Here is a 20,185-nt window from a genome sequence, read left to right as displayed (position 1 = left end):
TAACAACTCTTTGCGGGAAGGAATCCCATGACGACCACCACCTCCACCGGCAGCATCGACGTCGCGACCCTGCACGCCTGGCTGGCCGACGGCGACGAGCTGGCCGTGATCGACGTCCGCGACCGGGCCGCCGTCGGCTACGCCTCGCCGCTGTTCACCACGAACCTGCCGGCCGAGGAGCTGCTCGACACCATCGGCCGGTTCGTGCCGCGGCGCGTCGTCCGCACCGCGCTGATCGACGACGGCAGTGGCGTCGCCGCGCGCCTCGCCGCGGAGCTGCGCGGGCGCGGCTGGACCCACGTGGTCGCCGTCGAGGGCGGCATCCCCGCCTGGCTGGCGTCCGGCGAGCGGCTGCCGACCTTCGACGTACCCGGCAACGACTTCACCCTCGCCGTCAGCGAGCAGCAGGGCACCCCGGTGACGACGGTGGCCGAGCTCGCCGAGCTGCGCGCCGCGGGCGAGGACGTGCTGGTGATCGACACCCGCACCCTGCCGGAGTTCGCCGCCGGCCACGTCCCCGGCGCGGTCGGCGTACCGGGTGCCGAGCTGCTGCTCCGGTTCGCTGACGTCGTACCGGACCCGAGCACCCGGGTCGTCGTCTCCTGCGCCGGGCTGGCCCGCGCCATCCTCGGCGCCCAGACCCTGATCGACGCGGGCGTCGCGAACCCCGTCTCCTTCCTGTACGACGGCACCCGGGCCTGGACCGACGCCGGCGGCGAGCTCGAGACCGGCGCCACCGCCACCTACCCGGCCGCGAGCGACGCGACGCTCGACACCACCCCCGCCCGGGTCGCGGCGATCTCGGCCGACGACCGGTTCCCGCGCATCGACGTCGCGACCGCCGAGGCCTGGGCGGCCGACCCGGACCGGACGACGTACCTGCTCGACGTGCGCACCCCCGAGGAGTTCGCCGCCGCGCACCTGCCCGGCTCGATCTCGGCCGAGGGCGGCCAGCTCCTCGGCGTCGCCTACCGCACGATCGCGGTCCGCGGCGCCCGGGTGGTGCTGATCGACGACCTGCTGGGCGCCCGGGCGGCGGTCGTCGCGCACTGGCTCCAGCGCCGCGGCTTCGAGATCGCCCTGCTGCTCCACCCCTTCCCCCGACCCGGCGCGAACTGACTCCCGGAACGGCGCCGACCCGGCGCAAAAGTGTCACTTTTGAGCCGGGTCGGCGTCTTCTTGCAGGCCAGCTTGAGCCGGGTCAGGGCACCGCCAGCAGATCCCGGCCGGCGATCGCGGCCAGCAGGTCCCGGGTGTAGGCGTGCCGTGGCCGGTCGAAGACGTCGCCGATCGCCCCGGCCTCGACGATCCGGCCCTCCTGCATGACCGCGACGTGGTCGGAGATGGCGCGGACCACGGCGAGGTCGTGGGAGATGAAGACGTAGGTCAGGTCCCGCTCGGCCTGCAGCTGGGCGAGCAGCTCCAGGATCTGCGCGGCCACCGAGACGTCCAGCGCCGAGATCGGCTCGTCCAGTACGACGACCTGCGGCTCGCAGACCAGGGCCCGGGCGATCGCGACCCGCTGCCGCTGACCGCCGGAGAGCTCGCGGGGGTGCCGGTTCACGAAGTCGGCCGGCAGCGCGGCCGCCTCCAGCGCGGCGACGACCTGCTCCTCGTGCGGCCGCCGCCCACCCCGGCCCCAGCGCGGGCCACCGGAGCCGATCGCCGCGCGCAGCGGCTCGTCGACGACGTCATAGACCCCGAAGCGGGGATCGAACGACGAGTACGGGTTCTGGTAGACGATCTGGATGTCCTTGCGCAGCGGCCGGAACCGGCGCGGGCTGAGCCCGGTCACGTCGGTGCCGAGGATCTCGACCCGGCCGGAGGTCGCGGGGGTGAGCCCGGTCAGCACCCGCGCCGTCGTCGACTTGCCCGAGCCGGACTCGCCGACGATCGAGAAGGTCTCGCCGCGACGTACGTCGAACGACGAGTCGTCGACGGCCACGAAGCCGTCGTACTCCTTGCGCAGGCCCTCGACCCGTACGACGACGTCCCGCTCGGCCGCCGGCGCGACCCGCTCGCGGGTGCGCTCCAGCCGGGAGGTCACGGCGCCGAGCAGGCGGCGGGTGTACTCGTGCCGCGGGTCCGCGATCATCTCCCTGGTCGGGCGCACCTCGACCAGCCGGCCGTCCTGCATCACCCCGATGTGGTCGGAGCGATCGGCGGCGACGCCGAGATCGTGGGTGACCAGGACGACGGCCGTCCCGAGCCGCGCGCGCAGGTCGTCGATCAGGTCGAGGACCTGCTTCTGCACGGTCGCGTCCAGGCCGGAGGTCGGCTCGTCGGCGATGATGAGATCGGGCTCCGCGGCCACCGCGGCGGCGATCAGCACGCGCTGGCGCATGCCGCCCGACAGCTCGTGCGGGTACTGCCGGTAGCGCCGCTCGACGTCGGTGAAGCCGACCAGCTCGAAGAGCTCGTGGACCCGTGCCAGGCGGGCCGCCGCGTCGAGCGGGGTGTGCAGCCGCAGCACGTCGTCGACCTGGTGGCCCACCCGGCGGACCGGGTCGAGCGAGACCGTCGGGTCCTGGGGGATCAGCGCGATGGCGCGGCCCCGCACGTCGCGCCAGCCCGCCGGCGACAGGTCGGTGAGGACCTGGTCGCGGAAGTGGATCCGCCCGCCCGTCACCCGCCCGTTCGTCGGGAGCAGGCCCAGGATCGCCTGTCCCGTCGTGGTCTTGCCGGAGCCCGACTCCCCCACCAGGGCAAGTACCTCGCCCGCCGCCAGTTCGAGGTCGACGCCGTGGACGACGGTCTTCGCGCGGCCGCCGATCTCGTAGGCGACCTCGAGTCCCTCGACGCGCAGCAGGGCACTCATGACTGGTCTCCCTTGGTCAGGTGGTGCGAGATGTGGTTGGTCGCCAGCACCACCGCGACGACCACGAGGCCCGGGTAGAGCGTGAGCCAGCCACGGGTCGCGATGTAGCGCCGTCCCTCCGACACGAGCAGGCCCCACTCCGGCTCGGGCGGCTGGGTCCCGAGGCCCAGGAAGTTCAGCGAGGCGATCCAGATGATCGCGATGCCGAACTGCACCGTGACCAGCGCCAGCGTCGGCGCCAGCGAGTTCGGGATGACATGGCGGCGCAGGATGTCGAAGGTCGTCGTGCCACTCGTGGTGGCCGCCTCGACGTAGTTGCTGGTGCGCGCCTTGAGCACCTCGGCCCGGATCAGCCGGGTGAAGGTCGCGGTCAGGGTCAGGCCCACCGCGATCGCCGCCTGGACGATGCCGAAGCCGAGCAGCACCACGATGCAGATGGCGAACAGGAAGCCCGGGATCGCGAGGAACACGTCGATCGCGCGTCCCACCAGGTTGTCGACGAAGCCGCCGAACCAGCCGGCGACGGCGCCGATCAGCGAGCCGACGACCGCGCCGACGCCGACCGCGATGAGCGACCCGGTCAGCGATGCCCGGGAGCCGTGGACGACGCGTGCGTAGACGTCGCGACCGAGGTGGTCGGTGCCGAACCAGTGCGCCCCCGAGGGCGGCTGGAGCTTGTTGCGCGGGTCGACCGCCACCGGGTCGTAGTGGGTGAACAGATCGGGGACCAGTGCCCACGCGATCACGGTGAGCACCACGATCGAGGCCAGCAGCAGGCTCCAGTGCCGGGCGGCCCAGCGCAGGACGTACGACGCCGTGACCCGGTCCTGCTCGGCCGTGTCGGCCTGGGTCGTGGTGGTCGGGTCGAGGGTGATCGTCATGGCATGGCCACCTCGGCAGGGAGCCGGCGCCGGGCCGGCTCGGGCGCCTCCACGCCCACGGGTACGGCGACCCGCCGGCCCCGCGGCAGCCGGGCCTTGCGCGTCGCCGGCTTGGTGTCGATCAGGATCCGCGGGTCGATGAACGGGTAGGCCAGGTCGACCACCAGGTTGATCGAGACGTAGATCAGCGTCGAGAGCAGCACGACTCCCTGCACGACCGGCAGGTCCTGGGTGTTGACCGCGTTGACGGTGATCATCCCGATGCCGTTGCGGGCGTAGACCGACTCGGTCACCACCGACCCGGCGATCAGCTCGCCGAAGGCCAGGCCGAGGAGGGTGAGCACGGGCAGCGAGGAGTTGCGCAGCACGTCCTTGCGGAAGATGAAGCCCTCGCCGGCGCCCTTGGCGTGCAGCACGTGGACGAACGGCTGGTTCCTGGTCTTGCGGATCGAGGTGGCCAGCACCTGCGCGATCGGCGCCGCGACCAGGATCCCCAGCGTTGCTGCGGGCGCGATCAGCGCCCGCAGCGAGCCGTCGTCGACCGACGGGATCAGGTGGAACCGGAAGGACAGGTACTGCAGGGCCACGATGCCGACCACGAAGGTCGGCACCGAGGCGAACAGGGCCGGGATCGAGCCGGCCAGGTTGCGCAGCCAGGCCCACGGCGCGTAGTTGATGGTGATCGCCACGAGACTGGCGAAGACCACGCCGAAGACCAGGCCGAGCGTGGTGAGCTTGATCGTGGCCGGGAGTGCCTGGCCGATCAGCGACTCCACGGCGGTCGCGTTGGTCAGCGAGTACCCGAAGTCGCCGTGGAGCACGCTCCACAGGCTGTGCAGGTACTGCTGCCACAGCGGCCGGTCCAGGCCGTAGTACTCCAGGAGCAGCTTGGCGCCCTCCGGGGAGATGTTGGCCTCGGGGTCGCTGATCCGGTTGCTGACCGAGTCACCGGGCAGCGCACTGAGCAGGATGAAGGCGAGGGTCCAGGCGGCCCAGAGGACCAGCACCGCCTGACCCACCCGCTTCGCAACGTAGCGGCGCATTTCTCTTCAGCGCTCCCTCGTCGTCACGGCCGTCACTCCGACAGCCAGGTGTCGTACCACCACGAGCGTGCGGTGGACTCGGTCTTGAACCCCTGGACGCTCGGCGCGAGGCCGAAGACCTGGGTCTCGTCGTACAGCGGGTCGGAGTAGCCCTCGCTGAAGATGCGGTCCTCGATCTGCTGGATGAGCGCCGCGCGCTTGGTCGGGTCGAACTCCTGCGACTGGGCCTCGAGCAGGCCCTCGAGCACCGTGTCCGGGGTCGGGTTGTGGGTCGCGTTGGACCGCTTGGCGCCGTACGACGCGTAGAGCACGCCCGGCTCGGCGGTGGACTGCTGGCCCTGCTCCAAGGTCCACTTGTCACCGCGGGCGACGCGCAGCGACTCGTACTCGGTCTGCGAGACGGCGTTGATGTTCAGCTCGATGCCCGCCTTCTTCCACTGCGACTGCAGCAGCTCGAGCACCGACTGCGACACCTGGTAGTACGGCGCGACCCACGACTCGAAGTGCAGCCGCTGACCGTCCTTCTCGCGGATCCCGTCGTCGCCCTCGACCCAGCCGGCCTCGTCGAGGAGCTGCTTGGCCTTGTCGAGGTCGTAGCCGAGGTACTTGCTGGCGTCACCGCGCAGCGGCGTGCCCTCGGTGAGCGCGCTGGTCGGGACCGGGTAGGACGGCGAGAGGACGGTCTCGTTGATCTCCTCGCGGTCGGTCGCCGCGATCAGCGCCAGCCGCACGGACTTGTCCTGGGTCGGCGCCTTCGCGTCGAGCTGGATGGTGAGGTCGTTGGTCTCGCCCTGGACGGGGAACGCCTCGATGACGCCGCCTTGCGCGGTGACCGTCTCCTCGTCGTACGGCGCGATGTTGCGGGCGATCTGCGCCTCGCCGCTGGCGAGCGCGCCCACCCGGGTGCCGGCCTCGGGGACCACCTTGAAGACGATCTTCTCCAGGTAGGCCTTGCCGTCGTGGTCGGAGCCCTCGGGCGCCCAGTCGTAGTCGTCGCGGCGGACCAGGGTCACGCCGGTGGTGCCGTCGACGGAGTCCACGGTGAACGGGCCGGTGCCGACCCAGTTCTCGAGCTTGCCCTGGCCTTGGAAGTCGAGGGCGAGGTAGGGCTTGCCGAGGATCGAGGCGGCCCGGTAGTTGGAGAACACCTGCAGCTGGGCGGCGTTGGGCTCGGAGAACTTCACGACCACCGTCTGCGGGTCGGGTACGTCGGTGCCGACGTAGTTGTCCCACCACGGGTCGACGGGGATCCCCTTCGCGGCGTCGCCCTTGCCATGCTGATCGAAGTTGAGGGCGACGGTCTCGCCGTCGAGCGGGTCGCCGTTGGAGAAGGTGACGCCCGGGCGCAGGTGGAAGGTGTAGCTCAGGTGGTCGTCGCTGACCTCCCAGGACTCGGCGAGCCAGGGCTTGAACTCACCGGTCTTCGGGTCCTGCCAGATCAGCCGCTCGGCCAGCGTCGGCGTGACCTGGGTGTTGGACCACAGCGAGTTGGTCGGGTTCCAGGCGGCGTACTGCACCGGGTCGTAGACGGTCAGGGTTCCGCCGTAGACGGGTTCGCCGGCGTCGCCGCCGTTGCCGGAGGTCGAGCCGCCACCGCACGCGGCCAGCAACAGCGTGGCGGTGGTGGCGAGGGCTGCTGACTTCAGCAGGAGACGGGAACGCAGTGGGCGCATGGGAAGGGGTTGTCCTTGTCTTCCGGGGGGCGGTCGGTGGATCCGACCACTACCTCATGTAAGTCCAGTGATCTTATCGAGATACAGAGGATAGGGTCGTGCCGAATCTCGGAGTGCGGTCAACGGATCCGCATGGCGGACAGGCAGGCAGGGCCTGCCGGGGCGGAAGGAGTACGGGTGTCGGACCTCGACTGGCGGCGCCTGGTCGCGGCCTTGGCGCTCACCAGCGCCGTCACCTACGGCGCGATGATCAACGCCTTCCCGGTGCTGATCATCCCGATGGCCGAGGACCTGGCCATCTCCCGCACCGCCGTCACCGGCGCCGCCACCGTCTCGGTCCTCGTCGGCGCCGTGGTGGCACTCCCCATCGGACGGCTCCTCGACGCCTGGGGCGGGCGCCTCGTGATGACCGCCGGCTCCGCCGTCGGCGCGGTCTCGGTCGTCGCCTGGTCGCAGGCAGACTCGCTGTGGACGCTGTACGCCGCGTTCGTCGGCATCGGGATCGCGCTGGCGACGTCGACCTACGAGGCGGCGTTCTCGGTGCTCGTCGTCGCCACCGACCCGCGGCACCGCGACCGCGCCATCCTCGCCGTGACCATGCTCGCCGGCGCGGTCACCTTCCTCTACTACCCGCTCGCCGGCTGGCTGGAGCCGCTGCTCGGCTGGCGCGGCACGGTGCTGCTCTTCGGGGTGGTCGTGGGGCTGCTCGCCGTCCCGACCCACCTGCTCGCCGTGCCCGGGCGGCGGATGCACCTCGCGGTGCTGCCCGAGCGGACCGGCACCGGCGTCGGCACTGCCCTGCGCTCGCGTGGGTTCTGGCTGCTGTGCGTGGCCTTCGTGGTCCAGGCCGGCGCCACGGCGGCGTTCCAGATCCAGCTCGTGTCGTGGCTGCGCGACGTCGGCCACTCGACGGCCTTCGCCTCGACGGTGCCGTTGGCGATCGGTGCGCTCATGCTGATCGTCCGCCTGGCCCTGCCGGCCCTGGTGCGGCTGCTCGGCATGACCGCGCTCACCGTCGCCGCCTTCGCGCTGCAGGGCCTCGGCATGCTGGCGATGCCGCTCGTCGCGCACTCCGCGGCCCTGCTCGTGGTCTGCGTCGCCACGGTGGGAGCCGGCATCGGCGTGTCCACCATCGCCCGGCCCTCCCTTGTCGCCGACCGGTTCGGCGCACTGCGCTTCGCCAGCATCCTCGGGGCCCTCACCGCGTTCATCGCACTGTCGCGGGCCGCGTCACCGCCGCTGGCCGTCGCCCTCGGCGACGCCCGCTTCCTGGTCGGCTGCGGCCTCGCGTCGCTGCTCGCCGCCGCCGCGCTGCTCCCACTCCTCCCGTCCCGACGCCCGGTCGGACGGCCCATCGGAAGGACCCCCATGACCTCGACCACCGCCGAGCTCGCCGCCGCCCGGTACGGCGCCCCCGGCCTGGCCCTCGCCGCGAACGAGATCCTCTCCCTCCAGCTCGCCCACCGCTCGGTGCGCCAGTTCCTGCCCGACCCGGTGACCGACGAGCAGCTGGTGACGATCGTGGCGGCGGCCCAGTCGGCGCCCACGTCGTCGAATCTCCAGGCCTGGAGCGTGATCGTGGTCGCCGATCCGGACCGCAAGGACCGGCTGGCGGGGCTGGCCGGCGACCAGGAGTTCATCCGGAGCGCCCCGGTGCTGCTGGTCTGGCTGGCCGATCTCGGCCGGCACCGGCGCCTCGGCGAGCGGCACGACGTGGCCCTGGAGGCGACCGGCTACCTCGAGGTCACCCTGCTCGCGGTGATCGACGCCGCCCTGGCCGCCCAGAACGCCGTCGTCGCCGCCGAGTCGCTGGGCCTGGGCTCGGTGTTCGTCGGCGCGATCCGCAACCACCCGCTCGAGGTCGCCGCCGAGCTCGACCTGCCCCCGCACACCGTCCCGGTGTTCGGCATGGCACTCGGCGTCCCCGATCCCGCGGAGCAGGCCGGCGTGAAGCCGCGCCTGCCCCAGGCCGCCGTACTCCACCGCGAGACCTACCAGGTCGGTACGGCGGACGCCGCCGTCGTCGACTACGACCACAGCCTGGCGGCCTACAACGCGCGCTACGGCCCGGCCGGCGCCTGGTCGGACCGGATCCTGGACCGGCTGCGCGGTCCGGACAGCCTGGTCGGCCGGCACCGGCTGCGCGAGTTCCTGCACACCCTCGGACTGCCGTCGCGATAGACGACGAACGGGCGCCGGCCGGTGGCCGACGCCCGTTCGCGGGGTTGGTGCTCAGCGGCCGGAGGCCTGCGCCTCCAGCAGCAGCCGGCGTACGTCGGCCGGCATCCGGTCGTTGACCGTCAGCGGACCGGTGCCCCGGGCGGCCGGCAGGAACTCCGGCGCGACCGGCGGGCACTTCAGGTCACTGCGCTTGTGCTTCTTGCGCTTCGGCAGCACTCCCGTGTCGAGGTAGCTGGCGATCAGGTCGTCGGTGCAGGCGATGCCGGACAGCGAGCCGGAGTGCGTCGTCCCGCCCTTGCCCTCGATGAGGAACGAGGTCGGGAACGCCTTCCGGGTCGCGACCGCGCCGGAGAACACCGTGGCGGCGTCGTTGGTCTCGGCGATCATCAGGATCGGCGACTTTACCTTCTTGCCGCTGACGTCGAACGCCTTGCGCGACGGGGCCGGCCAGTTCAGGCAGGGCGCGTTGTACCAGGTGTTGCCCCAGGTCAGGAACGGGTGCTTCTTGTGGACCCGCCAGGCGTCTGCCTCGGTCTTCTTCCAGTTCGGCCACATCGCGTCGGTGCATTGCACGGCGTTGTAGACGGCGAAGCCGTTGTCGTCACCGGGGCCGGCGTACATGTCGATCAGGTCCGCACCGTCGCCGGTCTTGACGAACGTGGCGTACGCCTGGCCGATCAGGTCCCAGTCGTAGACGTAGTAGCCGGCGCTGAGCAGCACGTCGCCCAGCTCGTCGGGACCGAGCTTGCCGTCGGCGGCGGGCTGCTTGTCGAGCCGCTCGAGCAGCTTGTAGTAGCCCTTGCGGATCTTCTTGCCGCTGGTGCCGAGGCCGTAGCGGGCGTCGTTCTGCGCCAGCCACTTGAAGTAGGTGCGGATGTTCTTGTCGAACTGGATGTTCTGGTCGATGTTCGACTCGTAGAACGCCCGGTCGGCGTTGAGGACGCCGTCCCACACGAACCGGCCGACCTTCTTCGGGAACATCGTCGCGTAGACCTGGCCGAGGTAGGTGCCGTAGGAGAAGCCGTAGTAGTTCAGCTTCGGCGCGCCGACCGCCTTGCGCAGGCTGTCGAGGTCCTGGGCGACGTCGGTGGTGTGCATGTGCTTGAGCAGCCGCTTGGCGTCGGCCTTCGAGCACGCCTTGGCGTACTTCCGGGTGACGCGCTGCCACCACTTCCGGTCCTTCTTCTTGGTCGGCACGTAGTTGGGCCGGTCGTAGTCCTGGCCCTGATAGGCCGGGTTGCAGCTCAGCGACGGCGTGCTGCTGCCGACCCCGCGCGGGTCGAAGCCGTACCAGTCGTACTTGGCGCCGACGCCGTTCGGGATCGCGGCACCGAGCCGGGCCATGCCGAGGCCGGAGCCGCCGGGACCGCCCGGGTTGGCCGCGATCATGCCCTTGTAGTCGGGGTCCGTGTGCAGGATCCGGCTGACCGCGATCTGGATCTTCTTGGCCTTGGGCTTGGCGTAGTCGAGGGGTACCTCGAGCATCGCGCACTCGGCGCCCGCGTCGATCAGACGCTGGTTGGTGCAGGCGCCCCAGACAGGGGCGGGTGGCGTGTACGACGGTGCCTTCGCGGCGACCTGGGGAGCCTGCGGTGCAGCGCTGCTGCTCCCCCCGGGCACCAGCAGTGCCGTTGCCGTCGCAACCGACGCGACGATCGTCAGTGCTCTCTTCACTTCAACAACCTTCCGAGATTGAGGTGTCCGGGATCTTCCGGCGTAGAACCGACCTTGCCTCGTCCCTTCCGTCACGTCCACCCCGACGCGCGGAGGATTTGCGGCCGGGTCAGGCCTTGACCGCGAGCGTGAGCGCGAAGTCGCCCGCCTCGTCGGTCCACACCCGCGCGACGCCGAGTCCGGCCGCCTCGAGCTCGGCCGCGATCCGGCTGACCCGGAACTTGGTCGAGATCTCGATCCGGATCTCCTCCCCCATCGCCAAGTCGAGCACCACGTCGGCGCCCGGGATGCGCACCCGCTGCGGCACCTCCGCCCGCAACCGCAGGTCCATCCGCTCCATGTGAGGATCCCAGAACGGGACGTAGGAGAACGCGCCGGGATCGAAGTCCGCGCCGAGCTCGCGGTTGACCACGACCAGGCTGTTGCGGATGAACTCCTCGGTGACGCCCTGGCTGTCGTCGTACGCCGCGATCAGCCGGTCGGCGCTCTTGACCAGGTCGGTGCCGAGCAGCAGCGAGTCGCCCGGCTCGAGCACGTCGGCCAGCGCCCCGAGGAAGGCGGCCCGCTCCTCGCGGTAGAGGTTGCCGATGGTGCCGCCGAGGAAGGCCACCATCCGCCGGCCCCCGGCCGGCAGCTGGGCGAGGTGGAGGGTGAAGTCGGCGACCACCGCGGTGACCTCGAGGCCCGGGTAGCGGGTGGCGATCTGCTCGGCGGCGTCGCGCAGCGTCGCCTCGGACACGTCCACCGGCGCGAACCTGTCGAGCTGGCCGGCCTTCGTGAAGGCGTCCAGCAGCAGCCGGGTCTTCTCGCTCGTCCCGCTGCCCAGCTCGACCAGCGACGTCGCGCCGCTGGCCGCGACGATCTCGTCGGCATGGGCCTCCAGGATGGCGCGCTCCGCGGCGAAGGGGTAGTACTCCGGCAGCCGGGTGATCTCGTCGAAGAGCGCGGACCCACGGTCGTCGTACAGCCACCGGGGCGGGAGGGTGCGCGGATAGCTGCTCAGGCCGCGTCGTATGTCAGCGGCCAAGCTGCCGCTCGCCCAGTCCGGCTCCAGCAGCACCCGTACCTCCTGGCTCATCCCGGCACACCCCCGTCGGCGAGGCGCAGTCCGCTCAGCGCCCACCGCGCCCCCGGCGGGAAGAAGTTGCGGTAGCTGGCCCGCGCATGGCCCGGCGGCGTCAGTGCGCACCCTCCGCGCAACACCATCTGGTTGGACATGAACTTGCCGTTGTACTCGCCGATCGCACCCGCCGCCGGGTGGAAGCCGGGATAGGGCAGGTACGCCGACGACGTCCACTCCCAGCAGTCGCCGTACACCTGACGCAGCCTGTCGGTGCTGCTGCCCGCCGCCCGCGGATGCCAGGTCTCGGTGTCGGCGAGGTTGGCTCTCGCGTCATCATCGCCCTGGCTGCGCACCGCGTGCTCCCACTCCGCCTCCGTGGGCAGCCGCTTGCCCGCCCACGTCGCGTACGCATCCGCCTCGTAGTGACTGACGTGGCTCACCGGCAGTCCGAGGTCCACCGGGAACGTGCCGTGCAGGGTGTGCTCGAACCACACCCCGTCCACCTCGGTCCAGTAGAACGGCGCCCGCCACTCCTCGGCCTTGACCCGCGCCCACCCGTCCGACAGCCACAGCTCCGGGCGCCGATAGCCCCCGTCGGCCATGAACTCCAGCCACTCCCCGTTGGTCACCAGCCGGTCGGCGAGCCGGAACGGCTCGAGGTGGACCAGGTGTCGTGGCAGCTCGTTGTCGAACGAGAAGCCGTTGCTGTCGTGGCCGATCTCGACCAGACCGCCCTCGACGTCTAGCCAGCCCATCGGGTCCGGGGTGGTCGGGGTGGCTGGGGTGCCGGCGTACGTCGGGCGGAGGGGGTTGAGCGAGAGCACGTGCTTGATGTCCATGAGCAGCAGCTCCTGGTGCTGCTGCTCGTGGTGGAACCCCAGCTCGATCGTGCCCGCCAGCTTGTCGAGCGTGCCCTGGTCGGTCTGGTCGATCAGGTCGCGGAACCTCTGGTCGACGTTGCTGCGATAGAGCCCGACATCATGAGCCCCCGGCCTGGAGATGACCCCGCGTTCGGCCCGGTTGTAGCGCGGCCCCACCGCCTCGTAGTAGCTGTTGAACAGGAACCAGTACTGGTCCTGGAACGGCGCGAACCCGCGCTCGTTCTCCGCCAGCACGAACGTCTCGAAGAACCACGTCACATGCGCCCGATGCCATTTCGTCGGCGACACGTCCGGCATCGACTGCACCGTCTGGTCCTCCGGACTCAGCGGCGCGGCGAGGCGCTCGGTGTGGGCCCTGACCTCGTCGTACCGGGTCAGGAGGGTGTCCGCTGTCCACTGGGTTGTGGTCATGGCTCGACAGTAGGTCGGGGCACCGACACTCGCCAGAGGTGCGGGGCAGGCGTCAACGTCTGTTCACCGGCATCGGCCGCCGTCAGTACGCGAAGACGTGGACGCTCAGCACATCGATCTCGCGCCGAGGATCGTCGAAGAAGGCGCCGAGCCGACGAGAGACGATCTGAAACGGCCGCTCACGCGGGGACCCGTCCTGCTTCCAGTTGTTGTACGGCACGATCAGGAACAGGTGGTGCGCGTCGGGCGCCACGTGCGCTTTCCACCGGTCCTTGAGGTCGTGGTTGTTCGTCGTCGTACCGCCACGCTCGACCTCGGCGATGATGCCGCGGCCTTCGGTGAGTTCGAAGAAGAAGTCCGGTCGAGCCTGGGTGACCAGCCCGGTCTGCGGACTCAACACCACCTCCTCCCGGAAACCGAGGTCTGTGCGGAGCAGCGTTGCGAAATGGTCCTGGATCGCCTTGCTCTTCGCGCCATGGACATGCAACGCAGCGATCTCAGGGCTGGTCGCCACGATGTGCGCCCGCAGCCTCTCTGCCAGATGGTCGGCGGCCTCCAGCTCGACCACCTGCTCAGGCGAGACGCTCGCCTTCACATGACGCACGTAGCCGTCCACGCGGCGCAGCCTGGCAGCTCGGCGCCGGAGTAGCTAGTCGGCAGACCCACACGGCCCGGATCCAAGGGAACCGCAGCACTGATCTCGGCGAAACCGCGGGCGCTCAGGCCGGCGGCGACACCAACGGGACTCCCCCGAACCGTCAGCTGGTGTGGCAGGTCGGCGCGCACCAACGGCAGCCGTCGACCTGCGCGTAGTAGCTCCGCGCGCGCTGGACAGCGGCAGCGCAGCCGGCGTGGAAGCCGAGGTCCTGTCGATTCACTGGGCTCGGCAAGCACGAGCCATTGGCTGTCACGTCATGGACCTCGTGGTCGCCGTTGGCCTGGGCGACCTTGTTCACGCAGTAGTTCGGCATGCTGGATCTCCTTTTCTCTCGGGAAGCCGCAGCATGACGGGTGGGTCCGACAGAATCCGCGTCACAGCTCGGATTCCGGGTCTGCGCCGTCCTCGTTGCCCAGGCCGTCGAGCCCGACCCGCGTTGACCAGGCGCGGCTCGACTGATCGCCGCGCTGAACCGGCGCAGCGACGACGTCATCTACCAGGTCAACGACTACGGCGCCGTCGCCGCCGTCGCCGCCGGCTACGGGGTCGGGCGACGACTTGGGACTCTTGTGGTGGAGGCCAGAGGATTCAAACCCCAAACCCGTAACCCCCTGCTTGCAAACTGCCTCGAAGCACCCGCATTCTGCCGATCTGAGCGTGAATCTGCAGGTCAGAGAGGTACAGTCGAGGACCAGAACGGACATCGTTTCCCCCTAATCGCCCCATTGTGCTGCTGCCAAGGCAGGGGGTTAACTAGAACGGTCGTTCCACCGGCGCTCTCGGGAGGTACCTGCAATGACACGACGGCGAGGCTTCGGCGAGCTCGAGCGACGCGATGGCGCGACCGGTCCGTCCTACCGGGCCAGGTACGCGATGCCGGACGGATCCCGTCACTCGCGGAACTTCCGGACCAAGATGGATGCGGAGATGTGGCTGGCCAGCGAGCGGTCTCTGATCGACCGGGACGAGTGGAGCCCGCCGAAGTACCGCAAGGCAGCCGAGGCCCGCCGGGAGCGTGAGCAGGCCAGGAGCACGGTCGGGGCGTTCGCCGAGCAGTACGTCGTCGAGCGCGGCCTGCGGCCCGCCACGATGCGTGGCTACCGCGCACTGCTGGAGAGCCGGATCCTCCCGTACTTCGGTGCGATGCCGTTGCGGGACGTGACCCTCTCGGAGATCAAGGCCTGGCGCCGCACCCTCGACCCGAAGACGGAGTCGTCCAACGCGGCGGCCTACCGGCTGCTGCGCTCGATCCTCCAGGCGGCCCAGGAGGAGGAGCTGATCGACCGCGTGCCTCCGAAGATCCGCGGCGCCGGCAACGCGCCGGTGCGGCAGCTGGTCATCCCCGCGACCTTCGACGAGATCACGACGATCGTCAACGAGATGCCGGAGCGGCTCAAGCTGTTCATCGTGCTCGCCGCCTTCGTCGGCCTGCGCGAGGGCGAGCTGATGGAGCTCCGACGCTCCGACGTCGACGGACTCAGCGGTCGGATCAGCGTAACCCGCAAGGTCGACAAGGACGCGGACCCGTCAGTACGCGGAGCATGCCCCGACTGCGGCCGCTTCATCAGTACGCCGAAGACCCGGAGCGGCATCCGGGTCGTGCACGTCCCCCCGCCCTTCATGCCCATGCTGCAGCAGCACCTCCTCGAGCACGCCGCGCCGGGGTCGAAGGGCCTCCTGTTCCCCGGCGACCGCACCGACCACATGAGCGCCCGTTACTTGATGGACCGCTACCGGCCCGCTCGCGAGAAGGCTGGCCGCCCCGACCTCACGATCCACCACCTGCGTCACACCGCGCTGACCATGGCCGGACAGCATGGTGCGACGGCTGCCGAGCTCCAGGCCCGCGCTGGCCACGCCTCCCAGGCGGCGATGGCGATATACCAGCACGCCACCCTCGACCGAGACCGGCTGCTCGCCGAGAAGATCGGCCAGTCGTACGACGCTTGGCGCGAGTCACGCAGGGACTGACCCTCGGTGATTCCTGCACCAAGCGGGTCCCCCGGATGGCACGAACGGACATGGCGCGTCAGGGCTGATACTGGACTACAGCGAACTATCCGTACGCCCTACCGGGAGTCTCTAGTAGCCCAATTTAGCGCAGGATCGGACCACGTCCCGGTACTCCGCAACCGCGCGGACTTGATGCTGTTTGTGCCGCGGGCGACTTCCCCACATGGCAGCATGTCCGAGTGAACCCGCCGCCCGCCGACACGACTTCTGAGGTTCTCGCCGGGTTCGAGAGCCGGTTCACAGAGTTTGCGGACGCATTCGCGACCGGTCAGTACGTCCTGTGGTTGGGGTCGGGCATCTCGCGAGACCGGATGCCGCCGGTGCCGGACCTCGTACGGGCAGCGGTGGAGCTGCTCCGCTCGAAGATCGATCCCACGGATCCGGACTGTCGGTTCCACGCAGCACTCACCAAGGTGCTGGCGCTCTCGTCGCTTTCGTACGAAACGAAAGCGGCGTTGGACCTCACGGTGCCGGTTGCAGAATGGCCGGTCGAAGGCGACCTCGTGAGGTCCCTGGTCAACAACTACTCCCAGGTTCTGGGCGTTCGAGTCGCAAACGAAGAGCCCGACTACCTAATGTGGACAGGCTTGGACGTGCCGAACACCTACGGCAACCGTGACATCGAACCTGATGTGGAGCACCTCTGCATCGGAATCCTGATGCTCGAAGGTGTCGTCGACTCGGCAGCTACTTCCAACTGGGACGGTCTGGTCGAGAAGGCGGTCCACGAACTTTGCCCAGACGCCGACCAGGTGCTGAGGGTCGTAGTCGACTCTGAGGACTTCCGTAAACCAAATGGACGCAGCGATTTGATCAAGTTCCACGGATGCGCCATCCGAGCGGTCGAGAACCAGGCGAAGTACCGACCGATGCTGATCGCTCAGGAGAAGCAGATCTCCGGCTGGTCGGTGCAGCCGGCGAACGCGTACATGCGAAACAAGCTTCAGGCATTGCTCGGTGAACGCAACACGCTGGTCATCGGCCTTTCGCTGCAGGACGCGAACATGCACACGATGTTCGCCGCATCCGCCCAGGACCTGGGTCGCCACTGGCCGTCCCAACCCCCAGCGCTAGTTCTGAGCGAGCAGACCCTGCAACCGCGTCACGAGATGGCTTTGCAGTTCATCTACGGCGACGACTTCGATGACAACGAGGACGACATCGTCTCCTCTGCCGTCCTCGGCTCCTGGGCCAAGCCGACCCTCTTGGCGCTGGTGCTGTGGACTCTCACCGAGAAGCTGGCCGCGCTGACCGAACATGTCCCCACCCCCGGACTCTCGGAGGCGGACGTCGCCCGTTTGAAGGTCGACCTTCGGATGGCGCGCACGACCTTTGGTTCGCTTGTAGGCGAGAACCCGAGCACGTTCCTCGACGTCCTGATCAGCGCGGTCACCGCAACGCTGTCGATGCTTCGTGTCGGTCGGGCCGCGAACGGGGATCGCACGTACATGCCGTTGACTGTCTCTCCGCTCGCGCGAGCAGTCCAGAGCCCGGACTTCCCGGCAGCGTCACTCGGTCGGTTCGCGATCGCGATGTCGCTGCTCAGCCGCGGGCATCACACGTCTGATTGGGTGGCGGCACCTGAACCCATGACTGGATCGTTCCGCGTCAAGACAGGTGCTAGCGAGCAGAAGGTCTTCGTCGTCCGCGATACGCGCGAGTCGCTGACATTGGAATTGTCTCACGAATTCGATGAGGACGCCGCCGTGGTCGTGATCCACGCAGACCGTCAAGTGCCTCGGTCTACCCGTTCCCCGCGTTCAGCGTACGGCCGCAGCGGCAGCATCGGGATCGGACGGTTCAGCATCGAAGAGCTCCTCGATGATGCGGCCTCAGCCGATGATCTGTATGCGGCGTTCAAGATGGCGGGAGGGTTCAAGTGACGGGCGTGGAGACTGTCCTGGAGGTTCTCGAGAAAGCAGACTTCATCCGCCTAGCGAAGCCGTTGACTGTTGCGGGCGTTGAGTTCGAGTTCGAGGCCGCAGCCCGCGGCACCGGCTCTTCCCACGACCTGGTGGTGGTTGCCTCATCGTCGATGCCGGCCCGTCGCCTGCTGCGCCTGGTCGGAGTGCTAGCCAGGACGCTGGACATGGCCCAATCGCCGCGGCCCGTGACCGTCATCGTCTTGGGGCCGATGGCGGCATCTGACAAGTCCGACCTCGAACGCAGCGCACGAGTCCTGATTCTCGACACCGAAGACCCGACGGCCCAGCAGGTGGAGCGCGCTGCCGCTGTCCTTTTGCCGATCCGGCTGCCGTCCGTGATGGACACCGGAGGCGATCCACTCGGCGAGGTCGTCGCCGCGCTCGGGCCGGATGCAACGGCTGAGCACATGCGTTTTGTAGACGCTGCCGTGGGTGGGCCTGAGCGAGTCCGAACCGTTTTGCGCGATTATGTGGACGCGGTGGTCCCCGAAGGCGAGGACATCGATGACTGAATGGCCATTGAAGAGCCTCGCCGTCAGTGACTTTCGACGGATCGAGGGCACTCGGACGATTCCGTTAGATGCCCCTATCGTCCTCATCCACGGCCCAAACGGCACCGGAAAAACCAGTATCCTCTCCGCGCTCGAGATGGCGCTGACGGGACGCGTTGGATCGATGGCTCGCCAAGATGACCGCTACACGGCTCATCTGCCGTTCACGGGCCAGGAATTTGCGACTGTTCAAGTAGATGTCGCGGAAACGTTGCGTCCTTCTCTCATGGACCGGATGACGGTGGGGGGGAGCCGCGTGGGCGGGGAGCCTGCGCTGAACCGTGAGCTGGCGCGGTTCTTCAACGAGCGCTGCTATCTCGACCAGGCGTCCCTCGGGCGCCTGCTGGAGCTGTATCAGTTGCGCGACGGCAAACAAGAGTCGCTTCTAGCCCGTTTCGTGAACGAACTCCTCGGACTTGAGCACCTCGACGCGTTGCGCAGCGGACTTCATGACGCGACGGACCTTCGGCTCTTGAAGAACCTCGCAACCAACCTGGCCGAGGCCGACAACACCGCGAAGCGCGCGAGTGCCGAACTCAAGCAAGCCTCAGCGGCGCGCGAGAACGCCGGGCGAGAGCTCGAACAAGCCACAGCCGAAGTTGCCCGACTACTGACGGTGACAGGAATCGATGTCGCTGGGGCAAATGTCGACCAGTTGCTGGAGATGGCAGAGAACGGTGCCCGCGTGCCGGAGCCTGTTCTCCCCCATGCCCTAGAGGTTGACCGTGAGCTCGCCGCGCTGCGTGGACGAATCGAAGCCGTAGCTGAGAGGCCAACAAGCCAACGCGTTTTCGATGCGAGAACCGCCTTGGAAGAGGCGGCCGCGGCGAAGGCAGCGTGGCGGGAGCGCAGACAACCTTCCGTGCTCCGGTGGGTCGACGCTGCTTCTTCGGCGGGCATCGATCTGTCGAACGGCTGGCGGGAAGGCCTTGCAGGCGAGTTGACCAAGACGTCCTCGGTCCTTCAACATCAGGACCAACTGCGTCGCGAACAGACCGCGACCGAACAGCTACTTGCGTCGCACCAACGTGACCTCGCGAGTACGGTCGAGCAGCTGGCTACCGCACAGGCCGAAGCCTCAACCCTCGTGGAGGGTCTGGCGACGCTCCGTGAAGTCATCACGGACGACATGTGCCCAGTGTGCGACCGCGACTACGCCGAGCTCCGGATCGGCCACTTAGCCGACCATCTCGACAACAAACTCGCTCGCCTTGCAGAACAAGGCGCCGCGCTCACGACACTGCGCCGCCGACGCGACGAGCTCGCTCAGGAGGTCGACCAGCATGTACAGGCTCGAAATCTGGTCGCAGCGCAACTGCTCGACGCCGAAGGGCTAAGTGCCCTTGAGAGCCGACGCACGCTGCTGGAATCTCTCGACCGGGAACTCGATGAGCTCGATCCGATCATTCACGAAGGCGATGCGGTTGACGCCGCCGAGCGGGACGCTCGAAGCCTCGTCGAGGAACTCGTGACCGCCGACCGCGAGTATGCATACATTGACGCCGAGTTGACCCGGTTCGCTGCCGGTCTCGATACCGCCGTCGACCTCGAGGAGTCGGCCCTGCAGACCTGCCGACGCCTGTCGGAGCTGTCGGCCACCGCGATCGAAGCGTTTCAACTTCACGAGGTAGCTCGCCGCAATCTTGATGAAGGGGCGAGGAGGCTGAACGCGGCCAAGGTCGAGTACGAGCGCCTTACGGCGGTAGTAGCCGAAGGCGTTGAGCGAAAGGCCAAGTGGGAGTCTCGTGTGACGGAAGCGAAGCGGCGCCAACGGGTCGCACGCCAAGTCCATGACGCAGCATCCGCGGCACGCACCACCATCGTGCAACGCGTTTTCACTGAGTCGCTCAACAACGTGTGGGCTGACCTGTTCATGCGCCTGGCTCCCAGTGAGGAATTCATTCCTGCGTTCGGCATCCCGTCAGCCACCAAGACGACGCTTGAAGTTTCCTTGGAGACGAGGCTCCGGAACGGCGAGCCCGGCGGCCCGCCGCAGATGATGCTGTCGGCAGGAAACTTGAACACTGCCGCGCTCTCCTTGTTCATCGCACTCCACCTTGCGGTGGAGCCACGCATGCGGTGTCTTGTCTTCGACGATCCCGTTCAGGCGATGGACGAGGTTCACGTTGCGCAATTCGCCGCACTAATCCGAACACTGTCCAAGCAGCTCAAACGTCAGGTCATTATTGCAGTTCACGAACGAGAACTGTTCGACTACCTCACCCTCGAACTGAGCCCCGCGTACCCGGGTGACACTCTGATAACCGTCGAACTAGGCGATCGCGCCAATGACGAGGACAGCGGAATTCGACACCGCGCATATGTCGAGGATCAGACCATTACCGGCTGAACGCGAGTATCTCGACACGTTTGAACAGCGATGATTCGCGCGGCCACCCGTCGCGGAGCGGCC

At 68.6% G+C, this 20,185-nt stretch carries 16 protein-coding genes; 6 read left to right on the top strand and 10 right to left on the bottom strand.

The features are described from left to right. Positions 1-27: 27 nt before the first annotated feature. On the top strand, positions 28-1,119 hold the full coding sequence (locus ACUP6Y_RS00220; RefSeq protein WP_462553586.1) for a rhodanese-like domain-containing protein: 1,092 nt from the start codon (positions 28-30) through the stop codon (positions 1,117-1,119). An 82-nt stretch (positions 1,120-1,201) separates the two neighbouring features. Here ACUP6Y_RS00220 and ACUP6Y_RS00215 read toward each other — a convergent pair whose 3' ends face one another. From ACUP6Y_RS00215 to ACUP6Y_RS00200, 4 genes are read right to left on the bottom strand one after another with little or no spacing between them, the layout of a single operon-like run. Continuing rightward, positions 1,202-2,818, bottom strand: coding sequence for a dipeptide ABC transporter ATP-binding protein (locus ACUP6Y_RS00215; RefSeq protein WP_462553584.1), 1,617 nt, complete (start codon positions 2,816-2,818; stop codon positions 1,202-1,204). Next, the gene (locus ACUP6Y_RS00210; RefSeq protein WP_462553582.1) at positions 2,815-3,699 is read right to left on the bottom strand and encodes an ABC transporter permease; all 885 of its coding nucleotides are present in this window, start codon (positions 3,697-3,699) and stop codon (positions 2,815-2,817) included. The genes ACUP6Y_RS00215 and ACUP6Y_RS00210 overlap by 4 nt, the downstream gene beginning before the upstream one ends. Beyond that, positions 3,696-4,742, bottom strand: a complete 1,047-nt coding sequence (locus ACUP6Y_RS00205) for an ABC transporter permease (protein WP_462553581.1) — start codon at positions 4,740-4,742, stop codon at positions 3,696-3,698. The genes ACUP6Y_RS00210 and ACUP6Y_RS00205 overlap by 4 nt, the downstream gene beginning before the upstream one ends. A 32-nt stretch (positions 4,743-4,774) precedes the next feature. Continuing rightward, complete coding sequence (locus ACUP6Y_RS00200; protein WP_462553579.1) at positions 4,775-6,415, bottom strand: ABC transporter substrate-binding protein; 1,641 nt, start codon at positions 6,413-6,415, stop codon at positions 4,775-4,777. Positions 6,416-6,592: 177 nt separating this feature from the next. Between ACUP6Y_RS00200 and ACUP6Y_RS00195 the strand changes: the two genes are divergently transcribed. After that, a complete protein-coding gene (locus ACUP6Y_RS00195; protein ID WP_462553577.1) occupies positions 6,593-8,596 on the top strand; it encodes an MFS transporter in 2,004 nt (667 codons plus the stop codon). Between the two features lie 51 nt (positions 8,597-8,647). Here ACUP6Y_RS00195 and ACUP6Y_RS00190 read toward each other — a convergent pair whose 3' ends face one another. The 6 genes from ACUP6Y_RS00190 to ACUP6Y_RS00165 form a co-directional block, all read right to left on the bottom strand. Beyond that, positions 8,648-10,270, bottom strand: a complete 1,623-nt coding sequence (locus ACUP6Y_RS00190; protein ID WP_462553575.1) for an alpha/beta hydrolase — start codon at positions 10,268-10,270, stop codon at positions 8,648-8,650. Positions 10,271-10,379: 109 nt separating this feature from the next. Further along, positions 10,380-11,348, bottom strand: a complete 969-nt coding sequence (gene egtD / locus ACUP6Y_RS00185) for an L-histidine N(alpha)-methyltransferase (RefSeq protein WP_462553574.1) — start codon at positions 11,346-11,348, stop codon at positions 10,380-10,382. Further along, positions 11,345-12,625, bottom strand: a complete 1,281-nt coding sequence (gene egtB, locus ACUP6Y_RS00180; protein ID WP_462553572.1) for an ergothioneine biosynthesis protein EgtB — start codon at positions 12,623-12,625, stop codon at positions 11,345-11,347. Before egtB ends, egtD begins: the two co-directional genes overlap by 4 nt. A gap of 82 nt (positions 12,626-12,707) precedes the next feature. Further along, positions 12,708-13,241 (bottom strand): hypothetical protein, encoded by a 534-nt coding sequence (locus ACUP6Y_RS00175; RefSeq protein WP_462553571.1) that lies wholly within the window; start codon positions 13,239-13,241, stop codon positions 12,708-12,710. A 142-nt stretch (positions 13,242-13,383) separates the two neighbouring features. Continuing rightward, complete coding sequence (locus ACUP6Y_RS00170; protein WP_462553569.1) at positions 13,384-13,596, bottom strand: hypothetical protein; 213 nt, start codon at positions 13,594-13,596, stop codon at positions 13,384-13,386. A 61-nt stretch (positions 13,597-13,657) separates the two neighbouring features. Further along, positions 13,658-13,987 carry a hypothetical protein gene (locus ACUP6Y_RS00165; RefSeq protein ID WP_462553568.1) on the bottom strand — a complete coding sequence of 110 codons (330 nt, stop codon included), beginning with the start codon at positions 13,985-13,987 and terminating at the stop codon, positions 13,658-13,660. Positions 13,988-14,078: 91 nt separating this feature from the next. Between ACUP6Y_RS00165 and ACUP6Y_RS00160 the strand changes: the two genes are divergently transcribed. The 4 genes from ACUP6Y_RS00160 (at position 14,079) to ACUP6Y_RS00145 (ending at position 20,122) form a co-directional block, all read left to right on the top strand. Beyond that, on the top strand, positions 14,079-15,254 hold the full coding sequence (locus ACUP6Y_RS00160; RefSeq protein WP_462553567.1) for a tyrosine-type recombinase/integrase: 1,176 nt from the start codon (positions 14,079-14,081) through the stop codon (positions 15,252-15,254). Between the two features lie 221 nt (positions 15,255-15,475). After that, a complete protein-coding gene (locus tag ACUP6Y_RS00155; RefSeq protein WP_462553565.1) occupies positions 15,476-17,179 on the top strand; it encodes an SIR2 family protein in 1,704 nt (567 codons plus the stop codon). 5 nt (positions 17,180-17,184) lie between these two features. After that, positions 17,185-17,733: a hypothetical protein gene (locus ACUP6Y_RS00150; protein WP_462553564.1), complete on the top strand. Its 549-nt coding sequence runs from the start codon at positions 17,185-17,187 to the stop codon at positions 17,731-17,733. Then, a complete protein-coding gene (locus ACUP6Y_RS00145; protein ID WP_462553563.1) occupies positions 17,726-20,122 on the top strand; it encodes an AAA family ATPase in 2,397 nt (798 codons plus the stop codon). The genes ACUP6Y_RS00150 and ACUP6Y_RS00145 overlap by 8 nt, the downstream gene beginning before the upstream one ends. The last annotated feature ends 63 nt before the right edge of the window (positions 20,123-20,185 follow it).

Source organism: Nocardioides sp. S5-5 (genome assembly GCF_054954065.1).
The sequence above is the reverse complement of the archived record's forward strand: the minus strand, read 5'-3'. Positions and strand labels throughout refer to the sequence as shown.

What these genes read in the sequence shown, in the direction of transcription:
- ACUP6Y_RS00165 (WP_462553568.1), bottom strand. Translation starts at nt 13,987, where the DNA reads ATGTCCGTTCTGGTCCTCGACTGTACCTCTCTGACCTGCAGATTCACG.
- ACUP6Y_RS00205 (WP_462553581.1), bottom strand. Translation starts at nt 4,742, where the DNA reads ATGCGCCGCTACGTTGCGAAGCGGGTGGGTCAGGCGGTGCTGGTCCTC.
- ACUP6Y_RS00145 (WP_462553563.1), top strand. Translation starts at nt 17,726, where the DNA reads ATGACTGAATGGCCATTGAAGAGCCTCGCCGTCAGTGACTTTCGACGG.
- ACUP6Y_RS00210 (WP_462553582.1), bottom strand. Translation starts at nt 3,699, where the DNA reads ATGACGATCACCCTCGACCCGACCACCACGACCCAGGCCGACACGGCC.
- ACUP6Y_RS00160 (WP_462553567.1), top strand. Translation starts at nt 14,079, where the DNA reads ATGACACGACGGCGAGGCTTCGGCGAGCTCGAGCGACGCGATGGCGCG.
- egtD (WP_462553574.1), bottom strand. Translation starts at nt 11,348, where the DNA reads ATGAGCCAGGAGGTACGGGTGCTGCTGGAGCCGGACTGGGCGAGCGGC.
- ACUP6Y_RS00220 (WP_462553586.1), top strand. Translation starts at nt 28, where the DNA reads ATGACGACCACCACCTCCACCGGCAGCATCGACGTCGCGACCCTGCAC.
- egtB (WP_462553572.1), bottom strand. Translation starts at nt 12,625, where the DNA reads ATGACCACAACCCAGTGGACAGCGGACACCCTCCTGACCCGGTACGAC.
- ACUP6Y_RS00170 (WP_462553569.1), bottom strand. Translation starts at nt 13,596, where the DNA reads ATGCCGAACTACTGCGTGAACAAGGTCGCCCAGGCCAACGGCGACCAC.
- ACUP6Y_RS00215 (WP_462553584.1), bottom strand. Translation starts at nt 2,818, where the DNA reads ATGAGTGCCCTGCTGCGCGTCGAGGGACTCGAGGTCGCCTACGAGATC.
- ACUP6Y_RS00200 (WP_462553579.1), bottom strand. Translation starts at nt 6,415, where the DNA reads ATGCGCCCACTGCGTTCCCGTCTCCTGCTGAAGTCAGCAGCCCTCGCC.